At 65.7% G+C, this 21,562-nt stretch carries 26 protein-coding genes; 16 read left to right on the top strand and 10 right to left on the bottom strand.

Annotated features, from left to right (window positions below; all coding sequences use genetic code 11):
* Positions 1-2 precede the first annotated feature (2 nt).
* A complete protein-coding gene (locus tag ACIHA7_RS37490) occupies positions 3-290 on the top strand; it encodes a DUF1330 domain-containing protein (RefSeq protein WP_397296465.1) in 288 nt (95 codons plus the stop codon).
* 413 nt (positions 291-703) lie between these two features.
* Here the strand turns inward: ACIHA7_RS37490 and ACIHA7_RS37485 are convergent, their stop codons facing one another.
* Positions 704-1,399, bottom strand: a complete 696-nt coding sequence (locus ACIHA7_RS37485) for a TetR/AcrR family transcriptional regulator C-terminal domain-containing protein (RefSeq protein ID WP_397296463.1) — start codon at positions 1,397-1,399, stop codon at positions 704-706.
* A gap of 53 nt (positions 1,400-1,452) precedes the next feature.
* Between ACIHA7_RS37485 and ACIHA7_RS37480 the strand changes: the two genes are divergently transcribed.
* From ACIHA7_RS37480 to ACIHA7_RS37470, 3 genes are all read left to right on the top strand, one after another.
* Positions 1,453-2,022, top strand: coding sequence for an ester cyclase (locus tag ACIHA7_RS37480; protein ID WP_397296461.1), 570 nt, complete (start codon positions 1,453-1,455; stop codon positions 2,020-2,022).
* A complete protein-coding gene (locus tag ACIHA7_RS37475) occupies positions 2,019-2,822 on the top strand; it encodes an MBL fold metallo-hydrolase (RefSeq protein WP_397296459.1) in 804 nt (267 codons plus the stop codon). Before ACIHA7_RS37480 ends, ACIHA7_RS37475 begins: the two co-directional genes overlap by 4 nt.
* A gap of 280 nt (positions 2,823-3,102) precedes the next feature.
* Positions 3,103-3,522 (top strand): GtrA family protein, encoded by a 420-nt coding sequence (locus tag ACIHA7_RS37470; RefSeq protein WP_397296457.1) that lies wholly within the window; start codon positions 3,103-3,105, stop codon positions 3,520-3,522.
* A gap of 37 nt (positions 3,523-3,559) precedes the next feature.
* Here the strand turns inward: ACIHA7_RS37470 and ACIHA7_RS37465 are convergent, their stop codons facing one another.
* Entirely contained in the window at positions 3,560-4,045 is a 486-nt protein-coding gene (locus ACIHA7_RS37465; RefSeq protein ID WP_397296455.1) for a GNAT family N-acetyltransferase, read from the bottom strand.
* Between the two features lie 109 nt (positions 4,046-4,154).
* Here ACIHA7_RS37465 and ACIHA7_RS37460 point away from each other — a divergent pair, with 109 nt between their 5' ends.
* From ACIHA7_RS37460 to ACIHA7_RS37445, 4 genes are all read left to right on the top strand, one after another.
* Complete coding sequence (locus ACIHA7_RS37460) at positions 4,155-5,012, top strand: helix-turn-helix domain-containing protein (RefSeq protein ID WP_397296453.1); 858 nt, start codon at positions 4,155-4,157, stop codon at positions 5,010-5,012.
* Positions 5,013-5,094: 82 nt separating this feature from the next.
* On the top strand, positions 5,095-6,213 hold the full coding sequence (locus ACIHA7_RS37455) for a serine hydrolase domain-containing protein (RefSeq protein ID WP_397296451.1): 1,119 nt from the start codon (positions 5,095-5,097) through the stop codon (positions 6,211-6,213).
* Positions 6,214-6,437: 224 nt separating this feature from the next.
* On the top strand, positions 6,438-6,785 hold the full coding sequence (locus ACIHA7_RS37450; protein WP_397296449.1) for a hypothetical protein: 348 nt from the start codon (positions 6,438-6,440) through the stop codon (positions 6,783-6,785).
* 271 nt (positions 6,786-7,056) lie between these two features.
* Positions 7,057-7,533 carry a DoxX family protein gene (locus ACIHA7_RS37445; protein WP_397296448.1) on the top strand — a complete coding sequence of 159 codons (477 nt, stop codon included), beginning with the start codon at positions 7,057-7,059 and terminating at the stop codon, positions 7,531-7,533.
* 1 nt (position 7,534) lies between these two features.
* Here the strand turns inward: ACIHA7_RS37445 and ACIHA7_RS37440 are convergent, their stop codons facing one another.
* The gene (locus ACIHA7_RS37440; RefSeq protein ID WP_397296446.1) at positions 7,535-8,611 is read right to left on the bottom strand and encodes a threonine aldolase family protein; all 1,077 of its coding nucleotides are present in this window, start codon (positions 8,609-8,611) and stop codon (positions 7,535-7,537) included.
* 133 nt (positions 8,612-8,744) lie between these two features.
* Here ACIHA7_RS37440 and ACIHA7_RS37435 point away from each other — a divergent pair, with 133 nt between their 5' ends.
* Complete coding sequence (locus ACIHA7_RS37435; RefSeq protein ID WP_397296444.1) at positions 8,745-9,080, top strand: Lsr2 family protein; 336 nt, start codon at positions 8,745-8,747, stop codon at positions 9,078-9,080.
* 100 nt (positions 9,081-9,180) lie between these two features.
* Here ACIHA7_RS37435 and ACIHA7_RS37430 read toward each other — a convergent pair whose 3' ends face one another.
* Entirely contained in the window at positions 9,181-9,510 is a 330-nt protein-coding gene (locus ACIHA7_RS37430; RefSeq protein ID WP_397296442.1) for a hypothetical protein, read from the bottom strand.
* Positions 9,511-9,982: 472 nt separating this feature from the next.
* On the opposite strand from ACIHA7_RS37430, the gene ACIHA7_RS37425 reads away from it, so the two are divergent.
* Together ACIHA7_RS37425 and ACIHA7_RS37420 are read left to right on the top strand one after the other, a co-directional pair.
* Positions 9,983-10,870 (top strand): alpha/beta hydrolase, encoded by an 888-nt coding sequence (locus tag ACIHA7_RS37425; RefSeq protein WP_397296440.1) that lies wholly within the window; start codon positions 9,983-9,985, stop codon positions 10,868-10,870.
* Between the two features lie 90 nt (positions 10,871-10,960).
* The gene (locus tag ACIHA7_RS37420) at positions 10,961-11,905 is read left to right on the top strand and encodes an alpha/beta fold hydrolase (protein ID WP_397296439.1); all 945 of its coding nucleotides are present in this window, start codon (positions 10,961-10,963) and stop codon (positions 11,903-11,905) included.
* Between the two features lie 16 nt (positions 11,906-11,921).
* Here ACIHA7_RS37420 and ACIHA7_RS37415 read toward each other — a convergent pair whose 3' ends face one another.
* A complete protein-coding gene (locus tag ACIHA7_RS37415; protein ID WP_397296438.1) occupies positions 11,922-12,605 on the bottom strand; it encodes a TetR family transcriptional regulator in 684 nt (227 codons plus the stop codon).
* A 224-nt stretch (positions 12,606-12,829) separates the two neighbouring features.
* Here ACIHA7_RS37415 and ACIHA7_RS37410 point away from each other — a divergent pair, with 224 nt between their 5' ends.
* The gene (locus ACIHA7_RS37410; RefSeq protein ID WP_397296691.1) at positions 12,830-13,027 is read left to right on the top strand and encodes a hypothetical protein; all 198 of its coding nucleotides are present in this window, start codon (positions 12,830-12,832) and stop codon (positions 13,025-13,027) included.
* 50 nt (positions 13,028-13,077) lie between these two features.
* Here ACIHA7_RS37410 and ACIHA7_RS37405 read toward each other — a convergent pair whose 3' ends face one another.
* Positions 13,078-14,250, bottom strand: a complete 1,173-nt coding sequence (locus tag ACIHA7_RS37405) for an epoxide hydrolase family protein (RefSeq protein ID WP_397296436.1) — start codon at positions 14,248-14,250, stop codon at positions 13,078-13,080.
* Positions 14,251-14,354: 104 nt separating this feature from the next.
* Here ACIHA7_RS37405 and ACIHA7_RS37400 point away from each other — a divergent pair, with 104 nt between their 5' ends.
* Positions 14,355-14,924 carry a CGNR zinc finger domain-containing protein gene (locus tag ACIHA7_RS37400; protein ID WP_397296434.1) on the top strand — a complete coding sequence of 190 codons (570 nt, stop codon included), beginning with the start codon at positions 14,355-14,357 and terminating at the stop codon, positions 14,922-14,924.
* A 20-nt stretch (positions 14,925-14,944) separates the two neighbouring features.
* Here ACIHA7_RS37400 and bla read toward each other — a convergent pair whose 3' ends face one another.
* Together bla and ACIHA7_RS37390 are read right to left on the bottom strand one after the other, a co-directional pair.
* Positions 14,945-15,844 (bottom strand): class A beta-lactamase, encoded by a 900-nt coding sequence (gene bla, locus ACIHA7_RS37395; RefSeq protein WP_397296432.1) that lies wholly within the window; start codon positions 15,842-15,844, stop codon positions 14,945-14,947.
* Positions 15,845-15,977: 133 nt separating this feature from the next.
* Positions 15,978-16,703, bottom strand: coding sequence for a LuxR C-terminal-related transcriptional regulator (locus ACIHA7_RS37390; protein ID WP_397296430.1), 726 nt, complete (start codon positions 16,701-16,703; stop codon positions 15,978-15,980).
* 239 nt (positions 16,704-16,942) lie between these two features.
* On the opposite strand from ACIHA7_RS37390, the gene ACIHA7_RS37385 reads away from it, so the two are divergent.
* Positions 16,943-17,770 (top strand): LLM class F420-dependent oxidoreductase, encoded by an 828-nt coding sequence (locus tag ACIHA7_RS37385; protein ID WP_397296428.1) that lies wholly within the window; start codon positions 16,943-16,945, stop codon positions 17,768-17,770.
* 35 nt (positions 17,771-17,805) lie between these two features.
* Here ACIHA7_RS37385 and ACIHA7_RS37380 read toward each other — a convergent pair whose 3' ends face one another.
* Complete coding sequence (locus ACIHA7_RS37380) at positions 17,806-18,597, bottom strand: L,D-transpeptidase family protein (RefSeq protein WP_397296426.1); 792 nt, start codon at positions 18,595-18,597, stop codon at positions 17,806-17,808.
* Between the two features lie 221 nt (positions 18,598-18,818).
* Between ACIHA7_RS37380 and ACIHA7_RS37375 the strand changes: the two genes are divergently transcribed.
* Both ACIHA7_RS37375 and ACIHA7_RS37370 read left to right on the top strand, forming a co-directional pair.
* Positions 18,819-19,514: a DUF2993 domain-containing protein gene (locus ACIHA7_RS37375; protein WP_397296424.1), complete on the top strand. Its 696-nt coding sequence runs from the start codon at positions 18,819-18,821 to the stop codon at positions 19,512-19,514.
* A gap of 143 nt (positions 19,515-19,657) precedes the next feature.
* Positions 19,658-20,863, top strand: coding sequence for an FAD-dependent monooxygenase (locus tag ACIHA7_RS37370; protein ID WP_397296423.1), 1,206 nt, complete (start codon positions 19,658-19,660; stop codon positions 20,861-20,863).
* Here ACIHA7_RS37370 and ACIHA7_RS37365 read toward each other — a convergent pair whose 3' ends face one another.
* Complete coding sequence (locus ACIHA7_RS37365; protein WP_397296422.1) at positions 20,864-21,355, bottom strand: MerR family transcriptional regulator; 492 nt, start codon at positions 21,353-21,355, stop codon at positions 20,864-20,866.
* Positions 21,356-21,562: the final 207 nt, after the last annotated feature.

Here is a 21,562-nt window from a genome sequence, read left to right as displayed (position 1 = left end):
TCGTGACCGCTTACGTCGTCATCGATCTCGACATTGCCGACCCGGAAGGTTTCCGGCAGTACATCGACGGGGTGACGCCCCTCATCGACAAGGCCGGTGGCCGCAACCTCCTGCTCGACGACAACGCCCTGGTGCTCGAAGGAGACTGGCGCCCTTCGACCTTGGTCATCCACCAGTTCGCGTCCCGAGCCGCACTTCAGGAGTTCTGGGACTCGCCGGAGTATCAGCCGCTCAAGGAGCTTCGGCGGAAGTACTCGACCGTGAAGGTCGTTGCCGGCGAAACTGCGTGATACTGCTTCCCCACTTGCTGACCGGGGATGCATCGGTGGGGTTCACGAATATTGTAGTGGCATCAGAGGCGCTGGGGCTCAGGCTATTCCGCGTACGCCTCGGGCTGGTTCAAGGCAGCCGGCAACGTCGGAAAGATCTGCTACTCGGGCAGTGCGGGCGAACTCGGTGCGGGCGGCGGCTGCACCACCGCGAAACCCGGCCGCACCGAGCCCATCGCCTATCGCTTCTTCGTCAAGGCCGAGGGTGGCGTTCATCGTGTCGATGTCTCGCTGTTCGCCAACGGTCAGGAAAATCCGGTCAGTAGTCTCTACTGCACTCGCGAAGGCTGCGAGCACCTCCCTGGCTGATTCAACGAGGTTCCGGCGCTGGCTGTGCGGCCACGGTTCGAATGTGGAGGCTGGGGTATTCGGGTCTACTTCCGGGGACCGAGCCGGGCGTTGACGAGGTCGATGATGAGGTCGAGCGTGTAGTCGAACTCTCGATCGCGATCGTAGCGCGCCAGATGTGGTGCGGCGGAGGCGACCTGGGGCAGCCCGGAGTTTTCGAGGGTGTGTCGGCGTCGGGCGATTTCGTCAGGGTCGCTGGTGCCGAAGAGGGGTCCGGCGGACACCTCGCGCAGTAAGGTGCCGATCAGCGTGGCCAGCAGTGTGCGCAGCAGGTGGACGGCGTCCTCGGGAGTGGCTCCGGCGCTGTGCAATACCGTGAGCAGCGCTTCGACCGGTGCGAGTCCGCCCGATGAGGAGAGTTGGCGGGTCAGGACGAGGGTCGCGGCCTCGGGGTGGGCGAGGGTGACGCGGCGAAATTCGTGCGCCAGGGCCCGCAGGTCCGCTTCGATCGAGCCCGTCGGTGCGGGAATCCGGAGTTGCTCCAGTACGTGCTCGGCGACCGCGTCGAGCAGATCGTCCTTGCCTGCGACGTGGTGGTAGAGGCTCTTGGCGTCCACGCCGAGCACGCGACTGACCGAGCGCATGGTCAGCCCGCCGCTGCCCTCGTCGTCGATGACCTGGAGTGCTGCGTCTCGAATCGCGGCGCGCGACAACTGCGCCTGAGCTTTCGGCGGCCGCCCTCGGCGCGGCGGGTCTGCGCGAGTCGGGGTCACGTCGGTCATTGCTCACCACCTCTTGATTATTTCCACACTGTGGGTTTAATCTACCTCTCGCCATGACCGACCGTTTCGCCATCCCGCCTCGCGAGGTGCTGCGCGCCCGCGAAAAGCTTGTCCTCGATCACTTCCACGACGAGGTGCGTCAGCAGTGGGACGACGTGCTGGCCACCTTCCCGCACCCGCACTACGAAATCATTCCCACGCTCACCGTGCACGACGGCGACGCGGCGGTGCGCGGCTACTACCACGACACCCGCGTCGCCTTCCCCGATCAGGACCACGAGATCATCGCGCTGCGGCACAGCGCCGACGCGGTGATAGTCGAATTCTGGTTGCTCGGAACACATTCGGGCCCGCTGGGCGGCATCCCGCCCACCGGCGCCACGCACCGCACCAGGATGACGGCCTACTTCGTCTTCGACGAGAACGAGAACCTGATCGTCGAGCGCATCTACTTCGACGCGCTGTCGATGCTCAAACAGCTCATCGGCGGAGTGAACCTGCGTGACCCACGCAAGTGGCCGCTGGTCGTGCGCGCGCTGCGCGGGTTGCTGGCGATGTCGAGCAATCCGAACTCGTTGCTGATCAACACATCACGCGCCGACTTGTCGGACCGATCGTCATGAAGGTCCATCACCTCAACTGCGGCACCATGCGGCCTATCGCCACCCCCGGCGGACTCGTCTGCCACGTCCTGCTGATCGAAACCGAACGCGGTCTCGTCCTGGTGGATTCAGGCCTCGGTGTGCACGACGCTCGAGCCCCGGGCCAACGCTTCGGTCCCGGCCGCTTCTTCGTCCGTCCGAGATTCGACCCGAATGAGGCCGCGATCAACCAGATCCAGCGCATGGGGTTCGACCCGCACGACGTCCGCCACATCGTCATCACGCACTTCGACGCCGACCACGTCGGCGGACTGGCCGACTTCCCTTGGGCGCAAGTGCATCTGACACGCACCGAGGCACTCGCGGTTCAACACCCCGCGACACTGATCGAAAAACAGCGCTACCTGGCCCCACACCGCGCCCACGGACCCCGGCTCGTCGAACACGACCCCGCGGCAAGCGAATCGTGGCGCGGATTCGCCGCAGCCAAGGAACTCACCGACATAACCGACGGCATCGTACTGATCAGCCTCCCCGGCCACACCCGCGGCCACGCCGCGATCGCCGTCGACGCAGGCGATCGCTGGGTGCTGCACGCCGGAGACGCCTTCTACCACCGCGGCCAACTCGACGACACCAACTCCGCACCCAAAGCCCTGACCGCGATGGAACGAATGATGGCTTTCGACTGGCCCAAGGTCCAGGCCAACCATCAACACCTGAGCCAACTCTGGTCCACCGCCGAGCCGGATGTCCTGCTCGTCAACGCGCACGACCCGCAGCTGTTCGAGCGGGCACTTCGGACCAACCCCGCCCAGTAGCCGAAACCTGGAAGTACGGACCCGGTCGGCGTCTTCGAGGATATGACGGCGCGGCCGTAGCCGAACTGCCCGGGCGTGATGGCGGTAGCACTTGGCTGGCTCGACCAGGCCTTATGCCGTGTCAGTCGGTATGTCAGTTCGACGTCAGGTCAGTGTCAGCCGGGCCGGCCACGGTAGTCGAGTGAACAGCACAGCTATTGCGGCTTCTGGGTTTCGGAATGCATACGGGAACACGGCGATCCTCGATGGCATCGGCTCGGGTTCCTACTCGATACCGCGCGTGGAATGGCTCGACCGAGTCTCCCGCGTGCTGCGCGGTGATCATGTCGTCGCTCAGTTGATCCGCTTCGCGCTGGTCGGCGGCGTCAGCAACATCGCGTACGTCTTGCTGTTCCTGGCGATGAACGGGTGCGGCCCGCTGGTGGCCAATGTCGCAGGCTCGATGGTCAGCACGGTGATCGCCAACGAACTGCATCGGCGACTGACCTTCCACGCGACCGGCCGGGTCGGCTGGTTCACCGCGCAGTGGGAAGGCGGCGGGCTGGCGCTGATCGGCCTGTTGCTCAGCACCGCGGCGCTGGCGGGCATCGAGTTCTGGGCTCCCGGCCTCGGCGAGGTCGCACAGTCGGGCGCGGTTGTCGTGGTCATGGCGGCGGTCGGCGGTATGCGGTTTCTGGTGTTGCGCGGCTTCGTCTTCTGATGTGCACTCGGCGGGCGGATGCGCGGCAATCGTTCACTCAGAACTCGCAGTACATGACGTGCAGACCGACCCGGCCGAGGGTCGGATGGCGGAACGCTCCTGGCACGGTGCCGACGATCTCGAACCCCAGCCGCTGGTAAAGATCAACCGCCCGGTGGTTGGACTCCGCTACGGCGTTGAACTGCATGCCTGCGAACCCGCGCTCCTTCGCCCACTCCAGCACGAACCGGACCAAGGCCGTTCCGGCACCCTTGCCACGGGCCTCGGCGGCGACCATGAAGCTGGCGGTCGAGACGTGTGCACCCGGGCCGGGCCGATTGGCATACGCATTCGCGGTACCCACCACCCCCGCATCGGTCACGGCGACGACGCAGATCGCGGGCGGGCCGACCGTCCAGATCTCGCGCGCCTGCTCCTCGGTCATCGCCGGGTCGTAGGTAAACGTCTCGCCGGCCCTGACGATTTCCCGGATGATGGGCCAGACCTGCGGCCAGTCGTCGGGTGTGTACTCGCGAACGAACATGAGCCACAAGCTATCGGGGATCGCGCCTGGTTCCCACTCATTTGCTGGCGGAATCATCGACTGGGCGTCGACCGCAACCGGTGCGGGCAGAGAGCCGTAGCCTGGATGGGTGAAAGCTGTGGACTTCGGCCGTGAACCTGAGCCGGCCTGGGACTTCGCCGGCCCCGCCGAGGCCGTGCCGCGGGGTGCCGCGATGATCGGCTATCGCGACGTGGCAGGCAACGGGTTGGATCTTCGGGTTGCCGGGACGGCGGCGGTCACGGTGGTGATCGGATTCGGGGCTCGCGAGCTGATCGTCGACGACGCTGGTGGGCGGCGTTCGCTCGACGGTTTCGTTGCCGGGCTGCCCATCGAGCCCATGCGCGTTCGTAGCGAGCGGGCGGAATGCATCGAGGTTCGTTTGTCGCCCATCCAGGCGTACTCGCTGTTGGGCGTTGCCCCAACCGATTTGGGCCGGGGTGCCGTCGACCTCGCGGACCTGTGGGGACCGCGGGCTCGGCTACTACGCGAGCAACTCGCCTCTTCCCGTGCGTGGGACGAGCGGTTCGCGTTGACGAAAGCGTTTCTGGCGCAGTGCGATAGGCCGACGCGGACGCCTGACGCCGAGGTGCTCACCGGTTGGCATCGCATACTCGCCGCCCGCGGCCAAGTGAAGATCGGTGCGCTCGCCTCATCGGTCGGATGGAGCAACAAGCGGCTGTGGGCGCGGTTCGAGTCGCAGATCGGCCTGACGCCCAAGCGGGCGGCGATGCTGGTCCGGTTCCGGCACGCCGTCGACGGTCTGCTGGCAGGGCGGCCTGCGGGCGATGTCGCGGCGGACTGCGGGTACACCGATCAGGCCCACCTGTGTCGAGACATCTCGACATTTTCCAACCACACGCCGGGGGCGCTGAAGACGCACTATCTGCCCACCATCGCCCAGCAGCGGTATCAATCCTGGGGAAATTTTATCCAATACCGAGCGTGACCTGTCGGTCGATAGTGGGTGCTCACCTCGGGTGCGTCGGCGAGCAAGCGGCGACCCTATCGACAGTGAGAGGACACCTATCGTGACCGGACCCCTCGACCCCGCGCAGCTCCAGACCGCCTTGACGGCCGTGTATCACGCGGGCATGCCCGGACTCTTCGCCGAGGTGCGCGACGACGGCGAGATCTGGCGCGGCGCAGCCGGAGTCGCCGATGTCGCCACCGGCCGCCCCATCACGGCCGACATGCGACACCGCGTCGGCAGCGTCACCAAGGCATTCACCGCCGCCGCTGTGTTGCAACAGGTCGACAATGGTGAGATAGCGCTCGATACACCGATCGGTCACTACCTGCCGCAGTGGGTTCCCGGCGAACGCGGTGCGGCGATCACGGTCCGGATGTTGATCAACCACACCAGCGGTCTCGCCGAATACCTCCCGTACGCCTACCCGTCCCTGGCCGGCTTTCCCGTCGTGGCGAAAACGACACCGAAGAGCCTGAATGACCACCGGTTCACCAAGTTTCACGCGACCGACTTGATCCAGATGGGAGTCTCGGCACCTGCTACCGGAACTCCCGGTGGCACGCCGGGCGTGTACTCGAACACCAATTACCTGCTCCTGTGCCAACTTCTGGAGTTGATCACCGGCACCTCTGCGGAGAAGTGCATCACCCGCAACGTCATCGAGCGCGCCGGGCTGCGCGACACCGAGCTGCCTGACGGACCGTACATCAACGGACCGCACTCACTGCACTACGAGGCGTGGTTCGGAATGATCGACCCGCCAGTCGATTACAGCGTCTTCGACATGTCCTGGGTTGGTCCGTCGGCCTCGCTGATCTCGACCGTCGCGGACCTGAACCGCTTTTTCGGCCTGCTGCTGGCCGGTGAGATCGTCAGCCCCGCGTCGCTGGCGCAGATGCAACGTAGCGTTCCGGTCATCTCGTTCGAGGGAAAGACGATCGACTACGGTCTCGGCCTGCACAAGACAACGGTGCCCGGCCACGGCATCTACTGGGGTCACGACGGCTCGGTCTGGGGTGGCGGCGCGCTATCCATGACCAGCGCCGACGGCAAACGCCAGATGTCCCTCGTGGTAAACATGCAGCGCTGGAACCGAATCGGCGCCTCGCAGCAGCCCCAGCCGCACCCCATCGATGACGCCCTCAGCGCTTTCACCCAGCTCGTGCTGCGTGGTTGACCGCTGCACTTCGAGCAAGCTGGGGTGGGCGGCAAGCCGACGAATGTGTAGCTGTTGTGGAGGTGTTGTGTAGGAACCCGATTCGACTGTGTGCGTTGCTATGTTCTATCCGTCGCGTCGATCTGTGACGCGACTGGGGCCAGTACCATTTCGGTTGGCGCAGAGAATAACTGGAGTACTTGACGATGCGTATTCGTACTGCTGTCGCAACACTCGGCTTAGCCATGTTCGGGGTCGGTGCCGCAGCCGGGCCCGCGGCGGCACTCGAACCGTTCCATGACCCGGAATTGGGCGTCATGGGCGTGGATCTCAACCAATCCGACACCGCCGCCCTCGCCAACACCCCGCTGCCGCAACTGCTGGATCCGTTGCTGGGCAACGCCATCTACGTCACCCTCGATCTCGACTTCGAGGCTGAGGACTCCGACTCCTCGATCCGCCGCGGTCCGCTGCCCGGCGGCTTCTCCGGCTTCGTCGCCGACACCGCACAGTCCCGGGGCATCATGGGAGTCATGCTGGCGGACGGAAATACAGTGCTCGTATACCGAGCCGTCCCGCAACCGCGAGGCTGACACAAGGCGGCCGGCGCGGTCCGGCTTGGACCGCGCCGGCGGCTTTCCTGAAATATCAAACTGGACAGGCGATCACGAGGAAATGAGGCTGTTGGCTTCTCGCACGATGCCATCACCATTTCCTCCTGATCGTCCGACCAATCGTTCGCGAACGAACTGGGGACAGTAGTGCGGCGGATCCCAGTTGCTGAACCGTTCGTCGCTGCGGATCGTAGTGACAGATACGGGTGGCACTTGGCGATCATCCGCGTTTCGGATTCGAGGTTGTGTCATGCATCTGTTGGCTGCCGATGCGAATGCTGGGTCCGGCCCAGGTGGTCGCGGTGCGATTGTGCTCGGTTTGTTTCGGATTCTGGTGGGGCTCTCGTTCGTCGCGCACGGGCTTTCGAAGCTGTTCGCTTGGCCGGTGGCGCCGCACGGCGGTCATGTCGCGACGGTCGGCAGCTGGCCGAGCTGGTGGGCGGCGGTGATCGAGATCGGGGCGGGTGGGCTGGTGGCGCTCGGTATCGGCACCCGCATCGCCGCGCTGCTCTGTTCCGGCGCGATGGCTTACGCATTTCTGCTCGTGCACGTGAAGGAGAATGCGATTCTGCCGATTCAGAACGGCGGCGAGACCGCTGTGCTGTTCTGCTGGTCGTTCTTCCTCATCGCCATGATCGGTCCCGGCGCGTTCGCGGTGGACACGGTGCTGCTGCGGCGAACAGGCCGCTCCATGCGCCGCGCAACCCCCGCGAACGCGCGCGGTTAGCTCACACCCGGCTCATCTCGTCGGCGATCGCCTCGGCGAAATCGTCGACATCGTCGGCGGTGGTGTCGAAGGCGCACATCCACCGGACCTCGCCGGTGCGTTCGTCCCACACATAGAAGCGATAGCGCTTCTGCAGTCGCTCGGTCACCTCGCGCGGCAGGATCGCGAAGACGGCGTTGGCTTGTACCGGGCGCACGATCCGCACACCGTCGATACCGGCGACCGCGGCCGCGAGGCGCCGGGCCATCGCATTGGCGTGCGCGGCACCGCGCAGCCAGAGATCGCCGCCGAGCAACGCCTCGAACTGCACCGAGACGAAACGCATCTTCGACGCCAATTGCAGCGACATCTTGCGCAGATAACGGATATCCCGGACGGCTTCCGGATTGAGCACCACGACGCACTCGCCGAGCAGCAGGCCATTTTTGGTGCCGCCGAACGACAACACATCGACGCCGACATCCGTGGTGATCGCGCGGAACGGCACACCGAGCGAGGCGGCCGCGTTGGCCAGCCTGGCGCCGTCGACATGGACAAGCATGCCCCGCTCGTGGGCGTGTTCGCAGATCGCGCGGAGTTCGTCGGCGGTGTACACGGTGCCGGACTCGGTGCTCTGGGTGAGCGACACGGCCGACGGCTGGGCCCGATGCTCGTCGCCCCAGCCGTATGCCTGCCGGTCGACCAGTTCAGGGGTCAATTTTCCGTCGGGGGTGGCGACGGTGTGAATCTTGATTCCGGCGAGCTTCTCCGGCGCGCCGCATTCGTCGACGTTGATGTGCGCGGACTCCGCCGCGATCACCGCGCCCCAGCGCGGCAGCAGCGCCTGCAGCGCAACGACGTTGGCGCCGGAGCCGTTGAATACCGGGTAGGACGTGGCTCGCTCGCCGAAGTGCCCGGCGAAAATGTCCTGGAGATGGGCGGTGTACTCGTCCCCGCCGTAGGCGATTTGATGGCCGCCGTTGGCCAGGGTCAGCGCCGCGAGCACTTCGGGGTGAATCCCCGCATGGTTGTCGCTGGCGAAGCCGCGCACGGCGGGATCATGCCTGCGAACGGCGTCGGTGCCGGCGGTGTCAGCCACAGATATTTTCCTATCGGGTTCGGTTGTGCCGATCTGTACAGCGATGACGCGGAACCGCGGCGACCACGGGTTGTTGCGTGGGTCTACGATTGTCGCTTCTACACATTCCAGCATTCTACGAAGGGGAAACTCCATGGCACGCAAGGTCGTTGTGACACTGGTCGACGACTACGACGGCAAGTCCCAGGCCGAAGAAACAGTGCACTTCACCTTGGACGGCGTGGCGTACGAGATGGATCTGTCGGCAGTCAACGCCAAGCAACTGCGCGGTCTGTTCGCGGAGTGGACGTCGACGGCCCGCAAGGTCGGACGTGCGCCGCGGGGTACGAGCAACCGTTCGCAGCCGACGGCAGGCCGCGAGCAGACGGGTGTCATCCGTGAATGGGCACGCCAGAAGGGTATTGATGTGTCGAGCCGCGGGCGGATTTCGGCCGAGGTGGTGGACGCCTACAAGAAGGCGAGCATGTAAGTCCATCGGAATCGCCGAGTCGGGCTCGGCCGTGGGGACCTTGTTCTTCCCTGCCGAGCCCGCCCGTCGAATTCGCCGCGCCATTTCGGGCGCGGCTTTCTCATCTGGGACGGCTGGTCGTGGCCCGTTCGATGCGCCGAATGCGTTCGCGCGCAAGGAGTTCGGTCATTTCGGTGAGCGAATCGGCCAGGAACGGATGCAGTTCGGCGCGTGCCCGAGCGACCGCGGCGTCGATCACCTCAGCGGACACCGTCGGGAATTCTCCGCTCAGCCGCTGAGCGGTCGCCCGGCCGGACGTCACCGACTTCACCCACTGGCCCATCAGATCCGGCGGCTTGCCCGACCCGCCACCGAGGCTGGGCGCGGCGGCGTTCGGCCCGTAATCAGTACGCTTTCGCGCCGAACGCATATCGGACTTATCGCTACTCATCGGCATATATCACTCCAGAGACGGCACCCAGAGGCAGCGAGCCGCGCTTCGGGACTCGGGAAAAGTAGTTGAACTGTACATCGCAATGCGCGCGGGGCGCGGGTCGATCCACGCATTTGCTCGCGGAACTTCAAGAGGGGCAAAGACTATCGCGCCGCGGCGGTAAAGATAAACGTTTCCGCTGTTCACGCTAAGACTGCCGGTTAAACTGCCCGACCGCTGCGTAGCCGAGCTGGACGATTGCCCGACTTCGGTAGTGCCGCAGAATGTTTGCCCGGCTCGGCCGCGCGTCGGGCAGTGCGCGAAAGGTTGTATCAAAAACAAATCTCAGAATCATTAGTTTTCGAGATGATCGAACCTTCCACTATTGCCTGCTTATTCGCGTTCGAGGTTGCGAAATCACTTACCATGGGTAAGTCTCTTCGCTAGAGTGCTGACGGAAAGTCGGTCGAATATTGCAGGGATGGTGCTCATGCGAACCAAGGTGTCATTCGTTTCTTCCGGGGTGCTGTGCCGGGGCTATCTCTACCTGCCCGATGCGTCGGCCGCCGCGCCGTGCGTCGTGCTCTGCCACGGCTACAGCGGAACGATGGACCGCCTCTTCGACCATGCCGAGCGTTTCGTCGCCGCGGGTTTCGCCGCGCTGGTGTTCGACTACCGAGGTTTCGGCGACAGTGACGGCGAGCCGCGCCAGCTGCCCGAGATCGACGGCCAACTCCTCGATATCGCGGCCGCCGTCGACTTCGCGCGCGCACACCGCGGTGTCGACCCCGGCAGGGTGCTGCTGTGGGGAAACTCGCTCGGCGGTGCGCACGTAATCACCGTGGCCGCAGCCGATTCCGGGATCGCGGCGGTGGTGGCACAGATCCCGTTCAACGGATTCCCGAAGAAGGTCGAGGGCCGCTCGACCGGCGCCACGGTGAAACTGCTGGCCGCTATCGTCTGGGATGCGCTGCGCGGAGTCCTCGGCTTGGCTCCCTACTACATCCCGATGGTGGGCCACCCAGGCGAGTTGGCCGTCGCCGCGAGCGCCGAGGCCGATCGGCATATCCAGGCATTGGCCGGTGACCGAAACACGCTGTGGCGCAATACCGTAGCCCCACGAGGTCTGTTGCGGATGATGCGTTATCGACCCGCAGAGGCTGCCGCACGGCTGGCGTGTCCGCTGTTGGTTTGTGCCGCCGAACACGATCGGGAGACACCGCTGGAGACCAGCCGGGAGCTGGCCGAGCGCGCACCACGCGGCGAGCTGTCCGTCTACCCGGGCACCCACTTCAGCTTCTACACCGACCCGGGCTTGCGCGACCGTGTGGTCGCCGATCAGATCGACTTCTATCGCCGGAGCACGGCAGCGGTATGAGACGCCGACGCGGTGAGCTACCCCACACCCCGTCACAACCTCGACTGCTGGCTCGTCTTGTTCGGTAGCTGCTAGTCGAAAGGTTCCCTCATGAAATCTGGCATGGTGTTCCGGCGTTTGGCTCTCTCGGTGGCCGCGTTGCTCGGCATCACCGCGGGCACCGCGGTCCTCGTCGCTCACGCCTGGGGCGGGCCGCCGACCTCGGACTACCGATCCGAGTATCTGACTCGCGTGGAGTCGCGGTATGTCGATACCGATCTGGCCCGATTCCACTACACCCGCACCGGTTCCGGCTCTCCCGTGCTGCTTGTCGCGGGTGGCGGGCTGTGGGGCTATTCATGGCGTGAGGTGATCCCGGCGCTGGCCGCCGAACACACTGTCTATGCCGTGGATCTGCCCAGCCAGGGTTTCACCGAACTGCACCGCGACGACTTCGCATACACCCTGCCCGCGATGTCGCAGGCCATCGAAACCGTCCTCGACGCCCTGGGCTTGGACCGGGTGGCGATCGTCGGCCACTCCTGGGGTGGTGCGTGGAGTCTGTACTTCGCTCAGCAGCATCCCGACCGGGTCGAACGGCTGGCACTGCTCGACTCACCCGGGCTCGATGCCGAAAAGGCCCCTGTCACACCGTTGTTCACTACACCGCTGCTCGGGGAGCTGGCCACGAACCTCACCACCCGTTCCTTCTACGCCGAGAGCATCCGCGGCACTTTCCACAATCAGGACCTTGTCACCGAGGAGGTGATCGACGAGCTCTACGCGCCGTTCTCCCGGCCCGCGAATCGCGCCGGGTTCCTGTCGCTGTGGCGCAACCTGGATTTCCGGCTCACCGACACCGGCCTGGCCGATGTCACCGCACCCACGCTCGTCATTTGGGGCGCACAGGACAGTTGGCTGCCGGCTTCGCAGGCCGACGCGCTGGCCGCCCGGATGCCGAATGCCACGGCAACCACCCTCGCGGGCTGCGGGCACACCGTCCACGAGGACTGCCCTGCGCAAACCATTCCGTTGCTGGCCGCGTTCCTGCACTGAGTCTCCGGAACGGCATTTAGTTTTTGAGAATCCGGTACATGGTTGCCCTCGACACCTCGAACCGGGCGGCGATCTCCTCGACTCGAACGCCGTCCGCCCCTAGGGTGCGCGCCTGACCGACCTCCTCGGCGGAGAGCTTCGCGCGCCGCCCGCCGTTGCGTCCTCTGGCTCGCCCCCGCGGCCGGGGCTCGACCGGCGCACCCAAAAGCGCTCGCGCGCCGTCGAGTATCAACCGTCGCAGCACCTCGGCCGGTTCGTCGCGGAACAACACCACCGGATCGGCCAGGCCGGCGACCACCTGGGCGGCGCGCACCCGCTTCTCGATTCCGCTACCCGGACCGGCGACCAGCTCGTTGGCCAGTGCGATAGCCGCGCGGAAACGGTCGGCGATAGGCGCCTGGACCAGCAAGGTCATGTCCCGGACCAGCATGGTGAGGGTGTGCCGATGGTCCAGGTGCACATCGACGTAGCCTTCGATCGCGCGCCAGCGCACTTCTGCGGGGCTCGGGGCGGACTCGGCCGCCGCCAGCACCGCCTCCAATTCGTCGAGCAGCGGCACTGTGAGCTGATGAAGAATCGCGTCCTTGGAATCGAAGTGGTAGTAGAGCGCAGCCTTTGTTATGCCCACCTCATCGGCGATGGCCTGCATCGGGGTGGCTCGGTAGCCGCGGGCGGCGAACAGCGTCCGCGCTGCCGTCAAGATTCGTTCCGGTGTCGTCAATCTGCTTACCTGTGGTCGATGCAAGTCGTCTTGCGCTTACCGGCAGTCAGTCTATTCCCGATTGCGCAAGAAAAATGCGAGCCCCTGCCGATGTCCGTACAACGCTTCGCTGGGGACGCGGACACGCGTAAGATGCTGTACTGACCCAGATTTCATTGAATCTGGTGTTGGACAATGCGATTGGGGACAGGCTAGTGAGCGCAATGCTGGTCGGGCAGTTCCAGGTCAGGGACGCTGAGGGACGAGTCTTTCCGGTCAATGAGTATCAGCACGCGGTATCTGTCCCGGGATCGCCGCCGATCATCACCTACGAGTTGGCCTCGGGAGAGCAGGTGAAACACCTCGGGGGTGACGAGTTCGAGGTGGTGGCGACGGGTGCGGAGGTCACCCGAGTCCCCTGACCTGCCGGGCTTTCGCGCATCTACGCTGACGTCCTGCTCGACCGGGCTGACTACCGATCAGCGGCCAGCACCGCCGCGAGACCTTCTTGCAGGTCCTTGACGAAATACTCGGGTGCCTCCAATGACGGGAAATGGCCGCCGGTTTCGGGCGTCCTCCATCGGACGATCTGTCGGTATCGCTGCTGCGCCCAAGGGCGCGGGCACTTCTCGACGTCGCGGGGATACATGGTGAGTGCCGACGGGACGTCGACCCGGAGTTCGGGGTCCAGCGAATTGTGGCTTTCGTAGTAGATCCGGGCCGCCGACGCGCCGGTCCGCGTCAGCCAATACAGGGTGACATCGTCGAGCACGCTGTCTATGGAGATCGTTTCGAACGGGCTGTCTTCGGTATCCGTCCACTCGGCGAACTTGTCGAGGATCCAGGCGAGCAATCCGATCGGTGAGTCGACGAGCGAGTAGCCGATGGTCTGCGGTCGGGTGGCCTGTTGTTTCGCGTATGCCGCGCGGTGGCGCCAGAAGTCGCGGGTTTCCTCGATCCAGCCGCGTTCGACCGTGGTCAGGTCGTCCATCGACAATCCGGGCGGCGCCTCCGCGAATGTTGTGTGGATGCCGAGAACGTGCGCCGGGAACCGGCCGCCGAGCACCGTGGTGATATTGCCGCCCCAGTCGCCGCCATGGGCGGCGAACTCGCGGTAGCCGAGCCTTCCCATCAGTTCCACCCATGCGGCCGCGATCTTTTCGGTTCCCCACCCAGTAGTGGTCGGCTTGTCGCTGTATCCGAAGCCCGGCAGTGACGGGACCACGACGTGAAACGCCGGCGCGGCTGCGTCTTTCGGATCTGCCAACTCGGCTATTACGTCGATGAATCGAACGATGCTGTCCGGCCAGCCGTGGGTCAAGAGGAGTGGAGTGGCATCCGCGCGTGCGGATCGGCGGTGCAGAAAGTGGATTCCCAGATCATCGATGGTCGTGCGGAACTGGCCGATGCGGTTGAGGCGCGCTTCGAACGACCGCCAGTTGTACTCGGTGCGCCAGTAATGCACGACGTCGACGAGGTTGGCGAGCGGAACGCCCTGATCCCATCGGCGCGGGTCGGGTGCGGCGCGATAGACCGTCTCAGCTTCCGGTAGCCGTGCCGCGGCTAGTCGCGCGCGCAGATCGTCGAGGTCGGCGTCGGTGGCGTTGGCTTGGAATGCGTGCACGTCGCTGGTGGGACGGGGCATGAGATCTCCTGGCCGTCGGGGGAGCCGGCTCTCACCTTCCGTGAACCGGCTAAGACGGTTCTAACATCTCCCCGTGGCCCGATGCAACCGGCTAAGGTGGTTCCATGCCTGCTGGGTTCCCCGACTTCCGCCTCGGTAGCGTGCTGGCGACCAGCTTCACGGCGACGCTGACGGAGCGTCGTGGCGACGCGGTGGAGCGCATACCCACGCCCCAGCGACTTGCCGACTGGCTGGCGGTGAACGGCCTCGCCGTGCGGTCCTGCACCACCACCCAGCTCGAACTCGCTCGGGAACTGCGGGAAGCGATTCACGCCGCGGCGACAGCGGCCGCCAACCAAGACACTCTTCCTGCGGCTGCCGTCCGGATCATCAATGACTGCAGCATTCAGGGTCGAGCCGCGGCCGTCCTGACGGCCGAAGGCGAGCGCCAGTGGCGCCTCAGCTCGCCTTCCCGCGTAGCCGATGCCCTAGGCGTAATCGCCGCCGACGCGATCAGCATCATCGCGGGCGAACGAGACGGAAAATTGGCGTTGTGCGCATCGCCGACCTGCCGAGCCGCCTTCTTCGACACCAGCCGAAGTCGAACCCGCAAATGGTGTGACATGAACACGTGCGGTAATCGCCAGAAGAAGGCGCGCTTCCATGCCAATCAGCGCAAAAACGCCGGAGGTTGACTGAGGTCCGGTCGACCGCGTCAGACCAGGGTGCTGAATACGTGCCGTGCGGCTTCGGCGATCAGTTCGCTGCTGGGTTCGGCGTCGTAGCCGCCCGAGCGGTCGGACATGATCGCGAGGACGAGGGGCGGATGGGTGGTCGGCCAGACGATGGCGATGTCGTTGGCTCGGCCGTAGTCGCCGGTGCCCGTTTTGTCCGCGATGGTCCAGCCGGCGGGGGCCGCGGCGGCGATTCGCTTGGCGCCGGTCATGTTTCGGACGAGCCAATCGGTCAGGATGGCGCGTTTGTCTTCCGGCAGCGCGGAGCCGAGGATCAGGTGCTGGTAATCGGCGGCGATGGCGCGCGGTGTGGTGGTGTCCCGATCGTCACCGGGCGGGTCTCGGTTCAGTTCCGGTTCGTATTGGTCCATGCGGCTGACGGTGTCGCCGAGTCCGCGCAGGTAGCCGGTCAGTCCGGCGGGCCCGCCGATGTCGTCGAGCAGCAGATTGCCCGCGGTGCCGTCGCTGTAGCGGACCGCGGCGTCGCACAGTTCGCCGATGGTCATCGCGGTGTCGACGCGTCGTTCGGTGACCGGTGAGATCGAGCGGATATCGGCCTTGCTGACGGTGACGGGCTTGTCGAGGTGGGTGAGCGGATTGTGGTGCAGCACGGCGGCTGCGGCGAGGGCTTTGAAGGTCGAGCAGAAGGCGAAACGTTCATCCGCGCGGTGGGTCAGCGTGCGGCCCGTTCCGGTCGACAGGGCATAGATGCCGAGGCGGGCACCGAATTGTTGTTCCAGCTCGGTGCAGCGGGGGTCCGGTTCCGGGGCTTGTGCGGTAGTGGTTCTGGTCTCGGCAGTGTTGGGTGTGGTCGCACAGGCCGCCAAAGGCAGCAGCGTCGCTGCCGTGAGAAGGGTTCGGCGCGTGATGTTCTCGGTCATGGTCACCTCACTTGTCGACTCCGGGTCGTCGGCTGCGGCACAACTAGTCATAGCAGGTCCGTGGTGGACGAGTCGGTGCGGCTCTGCGGCGGCGCTGAAGGTGAGTTCGTAAGGCATTGGTGCGCTAGATGATTCAGGATTTGCGGCCGAGTCCCGCGTCCCTGGCGCGGACGATCGCGTTGGCCCGATCGGCCACGCCCAGTTTGGTGAAGATGCGGGAGAGGTAGTTGCTGATCGTCTTCGGCGCCAGTTCGAGTTCGGCCGCGATCGAGGCATTCGACCATCCCGCCGCCACCAGGCTCAGCACGTCGAACTCCCTGGTGGTCAGCTCCGGGAAGGACCGGACGCGCTGACCGGAGTTGGCCAGCATGGTGGCGAGCCTGGCCCCGATGTGCGGACTGAGCACCACCCACCCGGCGGAGACCGCGCAGATCGCGCGCAGGATGTCGTCGCGGTCCGCGGCGTTGCGCAGATAGCCGCCCGCACCGGCGCGCAAGGCGGCGAACACCGACTCGTCGTCCTCGGCGACGCTGAACACGAGCACCGCGACGTCCGGCGCGGAGCGCGCCAATTCGCCGATGACAGCAGCACTTTCGGGTTGTCGCCATTGGCCGAGGATCAGTACGTCCGGGCGGTTCAGCACCGCTTCGCGCAACGCACCGTCGGCGGTGGTCTCGGCGACGACGGTGATCCAGTCGACGGAGCCGAGCAGCGACCGCAACCCGGCGCGGACCACTGCGTGATCATCGGCGAGCACCACGGTCAACCGGCGCGTCCCGGACAAGGTCGAGCCGATGCCGTCGATGACCGAAAGCTCGGGTCCGAAGGTTCGCCGCTGGGGAGCGGGCTGCACTGTCATCAACCCCCTGGCACAGTCCTGTGTTTCGCCGAACGGAATCCGGCTCTGCCGCCTGAGAATGGCCCGGTCAGCGATGGAGCGGAAGATCTCGGACCGCTGACCGAACCTGCACGCTCACCGTCTTCGCGAACGGCTGCGACAATTGGCCATCGGCCACATTGTGGAGCCGCGCTGTTGCCGAGGGTCTCGGATGCGTGGGCGCGGAATATTCGACGGTGGGGTGACGGTTGAACTGCCGCATGCAGATCGGTATCAACACCTTCGTCACCGACGAGGGGATTAGCGGTCCGAAGCTCGGCCAGGCGCTGGAAGAGCGGGGGTTCGAGTCGCTCTTCTTGGCCGAGCACTCGCACATCCCCGCCAGCCGGGAATCTCCGTACCCGGGCGGTGGCGAGCTGCCCCGGATGTACTACCGCGTGCTGGATCCGTTCGTCACCCTCGGTGCCGTCGCGGCGGTGACCGAGAAGTTGCTGCTCGGCTCCGGGGTGACCCTGCTGATCCAGCGCGATCTCATCCACACCGCCAAGGAGGTCGCCACACTCGACCGAATCTCCAACGGCCGCTTCGTATTCGGCGTCGGTGTCGGCTGGAATCGGGAAGAGATGGCCGATCACGGTACCGATCCGCGCACCCGCGGCGCACTGCTCGATGAGCAATTGGCGGCCCTGCGTGAGATCTGGACCAAGGATCTCGCCGAATACCATGGCCGTTTCATCGATTTCGACCCGATGTACGCCTGGCCGAAACCGGTCCAGCAACCGCACCCGCCGATCTTCATCGGTGGTGGCGAGGCCGCAGCCAAACGGGCGGTGCGGCACGGTGTCGGTTGGATCCCCGTCGCGCTGACCGATCCCACCGCGATTGCGGCGCAGTTGGCTCCGTTCAACGGTAATGATCTGCCTGTCTCGGTGGTGGGTGTGGCACCCGATCCCGCGATCCTCGACGCCTATGCCGAGGCAGGGGTGCAGCGCGTCACGATCTCGCTGCCGACCCGCCCGGAAGACGAAAGTCTGCGCACACTGGATGATTTCGCGAAGCTCGTCGATCGGTACCTGACTCTGCGGTGATGCCTTCAGTATCGTTCGGGACTCCGGCGTCCGTGCTAGCGGAAGAGAACCCGCTTGGGCCCCATGATGATTCGGTCGTGCGGGCGCAGAGTCTTGATGACGGTTTCCAGGTCCGGACGCGCGAGAGCGACGCATCCGGCGGTGGGACCCGAGCCGGCGTGCAGGAAGATCGCCGAGCCGTTGCCATGGACGATCGGCGAGTGCGGCGGCCGGTTGTAGTCGATGACTGCGACCTGTTCGTAAGGGCCGGCGTGCATGAGCTCGGAGAGGTTCTCGTCGGCGGGCAGGCAGGTGCCCGAGTAATAGGTGTTGTAGCGGTGGTCGCCGCTGGTGGAACCCCAGCAGGCGCCGTCGTTGCGCAGGGTGCGGTAGGGCAGCTCGGTGCCGGGATTCGCCACGCCGAACGCTTCGGTCAGCGGGTAGGAACCAGTGGGCGACTTGCCGTCGCCTTCGCGTTTGGCGTTGGGTTCGGCAAAGCCATTGCGGCCGATATGCCCGGCGGTGACCAGAATCCGCTGCCAGGCGGTGCCACGTTTGACGCAAGCGACAACGTCCACCACGGCGGTGCCGTAATCGGCGGCGATCGCGAACAGGATGGTCTGCGCTGTCCCAGCCTGATATCGCGACTGACCGTCACTCAATGCCTGGCAAGGATTGGTTGCGGCAGCGGCCGGGGGAGTGGCGACGGTCAGCGCCGCTCCGACGCACAAAATAAACGCCGCGAGACGTGAATTTCGCAGGCGCGCCGTAATTGTCCTCGACCTCCCTGAACGCCGGTGGATTAGCGGACGCCGAAACAGCAGCCTAGTGACCGATCGTCTTTCCACACGGCGACTCGCCCACGCCTCAGGCGATTCGGCCATTCCACCCCGTCGCCGACGGTGTCTGCGGCGGCACTGCGGACCTTCGCGCCTCCGCCGTCGAACTCGACGACCGGGTACTGGTGGAGATCGCGTTCGCGGCGGTCGACCCGCCGGTGATGGGGGGCGTCGGCGGCAGCCCGGCCACGATCACAGCATGATGGTGGGATGGCCGAGCGGGTGAGCGCATGCGCGCATTTCTGATATTGATCGTTGTGCTGGCGATCGCGCTGGTCGTCGGCGACCGGGTCGCAGTCGTCATGGCGCAGAACGAGATCGGCCGCAAGGTCGCCGCCGATTACCACCTTGCGCACCAACCGAGTGTCGACATCGGCGGATTTCCGTTCCTGACGCAGGCTGTCGACGGCAACTATCGCAACATCGACATCCGGGTCGGCGACTGGACCGGACAGGGCCTCACTGTCCACAACCTCGATGTCAAGCTGACGGACGTGTCCGCGCCGCTGAACGATCTTCTGCAGAAACGCACGTCGAACCTTGTCGCGGCCGCGGCAACAGCCACCGCCGTTGTGCCCTATGAGGCTGTGCGGGGTTTCGCGCCTTCGGGAGTGGAGTCGATCTCCTACAGCCCCGACGGCCTGCGCGTCGCGGGCACGTTTTCGGTGGAGGGTATCCGGGTGCCCGCGACGGTCATCGTCACGGTCGCACCGACCGACAACGGCATCGAGGTCACTCCGGTCTCGGTGCAACACGCGGCCGGCGGACCGACGATTTCCCTGGCGATGCTGCGCCGAGCCCTCACCTTCACCGTGCCGCTGCAGCGGCTGCCGCTCGGTGCGCGGCTGACGGCCATCCAACCGAGCGCCGACGGCCTCCAGGTGACCGCCACCGCCCACGACGTGCACTTCTCCAACCTGGAGTGAGCAGGTCCGCCTCGCGAGGTGATCTCGCCGACCTGCTCGGTACGGTCGTTCGACCGGCGCAGAGCGGCCCTTGACCTGAAGTCGACTTCAGCTGACAAAGTCGCGGTATGGATCTCTACCATGTCGAAAAGAGGTAGACCGTCGTGACTTCGCACTTGAAAGTGGCGATCGTCGGCGGGGGTATCGGTGGTGTCAGCGCCGCGCTCGCGGTGCGGCGGGCCGGGCACGAGGTGGTGTGTTTCGAACGGTCCGGTGAGCTCGGCGAGCTGGGAGCCGGAATCCAGATCGGGCCGAACGCCACCCGTCTATTGCATCGCCTCGGGTTGTCCCACGCCCTCGCCGCCGTGGCGGTCGAACCGGTCCGCCTGCAAATCCGCCGGTGGAGTACGGGAAAGATCATCAAGGAAGTCGACGCCGGTAGCCGGCTTGCCGAGATCTATGGTGCCCCGTACTACACGTTGCACCGCGCCGATCTGCACCGCGCGCTCATCGATGCCGTACCCGACGGAGTCATCCGTCCTGGCCACCGCTGTGTCGGCGTAGACCAGGACGACGACGGGGTGAATCTGCGGTTCGCCGACGGTACCGATCATCGTGCCGACATCGTCATCGGCGCCGATGGTCTCGGCTCCGAGCTTCGCAGGCTCCTGCATTCCGGCGCTCCGCGTTTCTCCAGGAAGGCGGCCTGGCGCGTTCTGGTTCCCGCCGAGGCTGTCGCGCACCTGGCCGAGCCGCCCACGACGCGAATGTGGCTCGGACCGGGCAAACATGTTGTCTGCTATCCGATTTCCGCGGGCCGTCTGCTCAACCTGGCGGCAGCAGTGCCAGCCGACGGAGCGGACACCGAGTCCTGGACTCGTGCGGGCGCGGTCGAAGAATTCGCCGCCGCGACGGCAGGCTGGGATCCCGCTCTGCACACTATTCTCTCGGCCGCGACGACGACTCTTCGGCTGCCGCTGTTCGATCGGCGGCCGCTCGAGAAGACCGGATTGGGGCGGATCACCCTGCTCGGCGACGCGGCGCACCCCATGTTGCCCTTCTTCGCCCAGGGCGCGGCCCAAGCGATCGAGGACGCTTGGGTGCTGGGCCGCAGCCTCGAAGGAGTGACCGCAGCGGACGCGCCGGACGCGCTGCGTCGCTACGAGCGAGCGCGGCACGCCCGTACCGCCACCGTCCAGCAACGATCCATCCGCAACGGCGATCTGTTCCAACTGCCCGACGGCATCCGGCAGCGCGCTCGCGACGCGGTCATGCGCAGATTCACCCTCAGCCGGTTCGATTGGCTCTATGGATACGACGCCGATCGTGCCCTGATAACCGGTGCTCGGCCCTTGGGGCGATCCGGCTGACTACATCTTCTGCCTGTCCGGTGGAAGCTCGGTCAGCGCAGCGCCGAGGTCGACGCCGCGCCCGGACGGTGCGCGGTCGCCGAGAGACTCCAGATAACCGTCGATCTCCGCAGCGAGGTAAGGACATCCGTCGATCGGGTCGTCGCGTCGGCAGGTCAACGTGTGGGACAGGTAGGCCTGGGCCGCCTGCAACCGAAGCTGCTGCTCCGCGCAGGCGGCCAGTCGCACCCGGACAACCTGCCGCCAGTCATCCTCGCCGCTCAGCACCGTTCGGATCTCCTCGAGACTCATCAGCGCTGTCTGCTGCAACAGCCGGATCAGCGCGATCCGCCGGACGAGCGCCGCGTCGTACCGCCGCCGCCCCGACGCGCGCGCACTCGGCATCAGCAGCCCCTGCTTTTCCCACCACCGCAACGCGGACACCGCCATGCCGAACCGCGCGGCCACCTCGCCGATCGAGAAGGTCACCGGCTCCTGAGCAGACCTAGACATGAAGTCAACTTTAACTAAGACCCCTGCGGGCTACGGGTTGGTCGCGCACTCGACCTGCCCGGCAGCTCACGTTCGAACCGGCACACCATGATCGTGTGTCACTGCGTGCCACAACACAATTCGGCACCGACCGCCTCCGGAATCGGCAGATGTTCCTCGACCCCCGAGTCCGGCTGAAGTGCCGGGTTGGCGGGGCCCGCCAGCGCA

Source organism: Nocardia sp. NPDC052316 (assembly GCF_044547795.1).
GTDB lineage: Bacteria > Actinomycetota > Actinomycetes > Mycobacteriales > Mycobacteriaceae > Nocardia.
Note: the sequence above shows the minus strand (reverse complement) of the source record. Positions and strands in the feature narration are given on the sequence as shown.

Bases quoted from the DNA above. Each gene is read 5' to 3' on its own strand.
- ACIHA7_RS37485 (WP_397296463.1), bottom strand. From the start codon at position 1,399: ATGACCGACGTGACCCCGACTCGCGCAGACCCGCCGCGCCGAGGGCGG.
- ACIHA7_RS37480 (WP_397296461.1), top strand. From the start codon at position 1,453: ATGACCGACCGTTTCGCCATCCCGCCTCGCGAGGTGCTGCGCGCCCGC.
- ACIHA7_RS37475 (WP_397296459.1), top strand. From the start codon at position 2,019: ATGAAGGTCCATCACCTCAACTGCGGCACCATGCGGCCTATCGCCACC.
- ACIHA7_RS37465 (WP_397296455.1), bottom strand. From the start codon at position 4,045: ATGTTCGTTCGCGAGTACACACCCGACGACTGGCCGCAGGTCTGGCCC.
- ACIHA7_RS37450 (WP_397296449.1), top strand. From the start codon at position 6,438: ATGTTCGGGGTCGGTGCCGCAGCCGGGCCCGCGGCGGCACTCGAACCG.
- ACIHA7_RS37445 (WP_397296448.1), top strand. From the start codon at position 7,057: ATGCATCTGTTGGCTGCCGATGCGAATGCTGGGTCCGGCCCAGGTGGT.
- ACIHA7_RS37435 (WP_397296444.1), top strand. From the start codon at position 8,745: ATGGCACGCAAGGTCGTTGTGACACTGGTCGACGACTACGACGGCAAG.
- ACIHA7_RS37430 (WP_397296442.1), bottom strand. From the start codon at position 9,510: ATGAGTAGCGATAAGTCCGATATGCGTTCGGCGCGAAAGCGTACTGAT.
- ACIHA7_RS37425 (WP_397296440.1), top strand. From the start codon at position 9,983: ATGCGAACCAAGGTGTCATTCGTTTCTTCCGGGGTGCTGTGCCGGGGC.
- ACIHA7_RS37420 (WP_397296439.1), top strand. From the start codon at position 10,961: ATGAAATCTGGCATGGTGTTCCGGCGTTTGGCTCTCTCGGTGGCCGCG.
- ACIHA7_RS37410 (WP_397296691.1), top strand. From the start codon at position 12,830: ATGCTGGTCGGGCAGTTCCAGGTCAGGGACGCTGAGGGACGAGTCTTT.
- ACIHA7_RS37405 (WP_397296436.1), bottom strand. From the start codon at position 14,250: ATGCCCCGTCCCACCAGCGACGTGCACGCATTCCAAGCCAACGCCACC.
- ACIHA7_RS37400 (WP_397296434.1), top strand. From the start codon at position 14,355: ATGCCTGCTGGGTTCCCCGACTTCCGCCTCGGTAGCGTGCTGGCGACC.
- bla (WP_397296432.1), bottom strand. From the start codon at position 15,844: ATGACCGAGAACATCACGCGCCGAACCCTTCTCACGGCAGCGACGCTG.
- ACIHA7_RS37390 (WP_397296430.1), bottom strand. From the start codon at position 16,703: ATGACAGTGCAGCCCGCTCCCCAGCGGCGAACCTTCGGACCCGAGCTT.
- ACIHA7_RS37385 (WP_397296428.1), top strand. From the start codon at position 16,943: ATGCAGATCGGTATCAACACCTTCGTCACCGACGAGGGGATTAGCGGT.
- ACIHA7_RS37375 (WP_397296424.1), top strand. From the start codon at position 18,819: ATGCGCGCATTTCTGATATTGATCGTTGTGCTGGCGATCGCGCTGGTC.
- ACIHA7_RS37365 (WP_397296422.1), bottom strand. From the start codon at position 21,355: ATGTCTAGGTCTGCTCAGGAGCCGGTGACCTTCTCGATCGGCGAGGTG.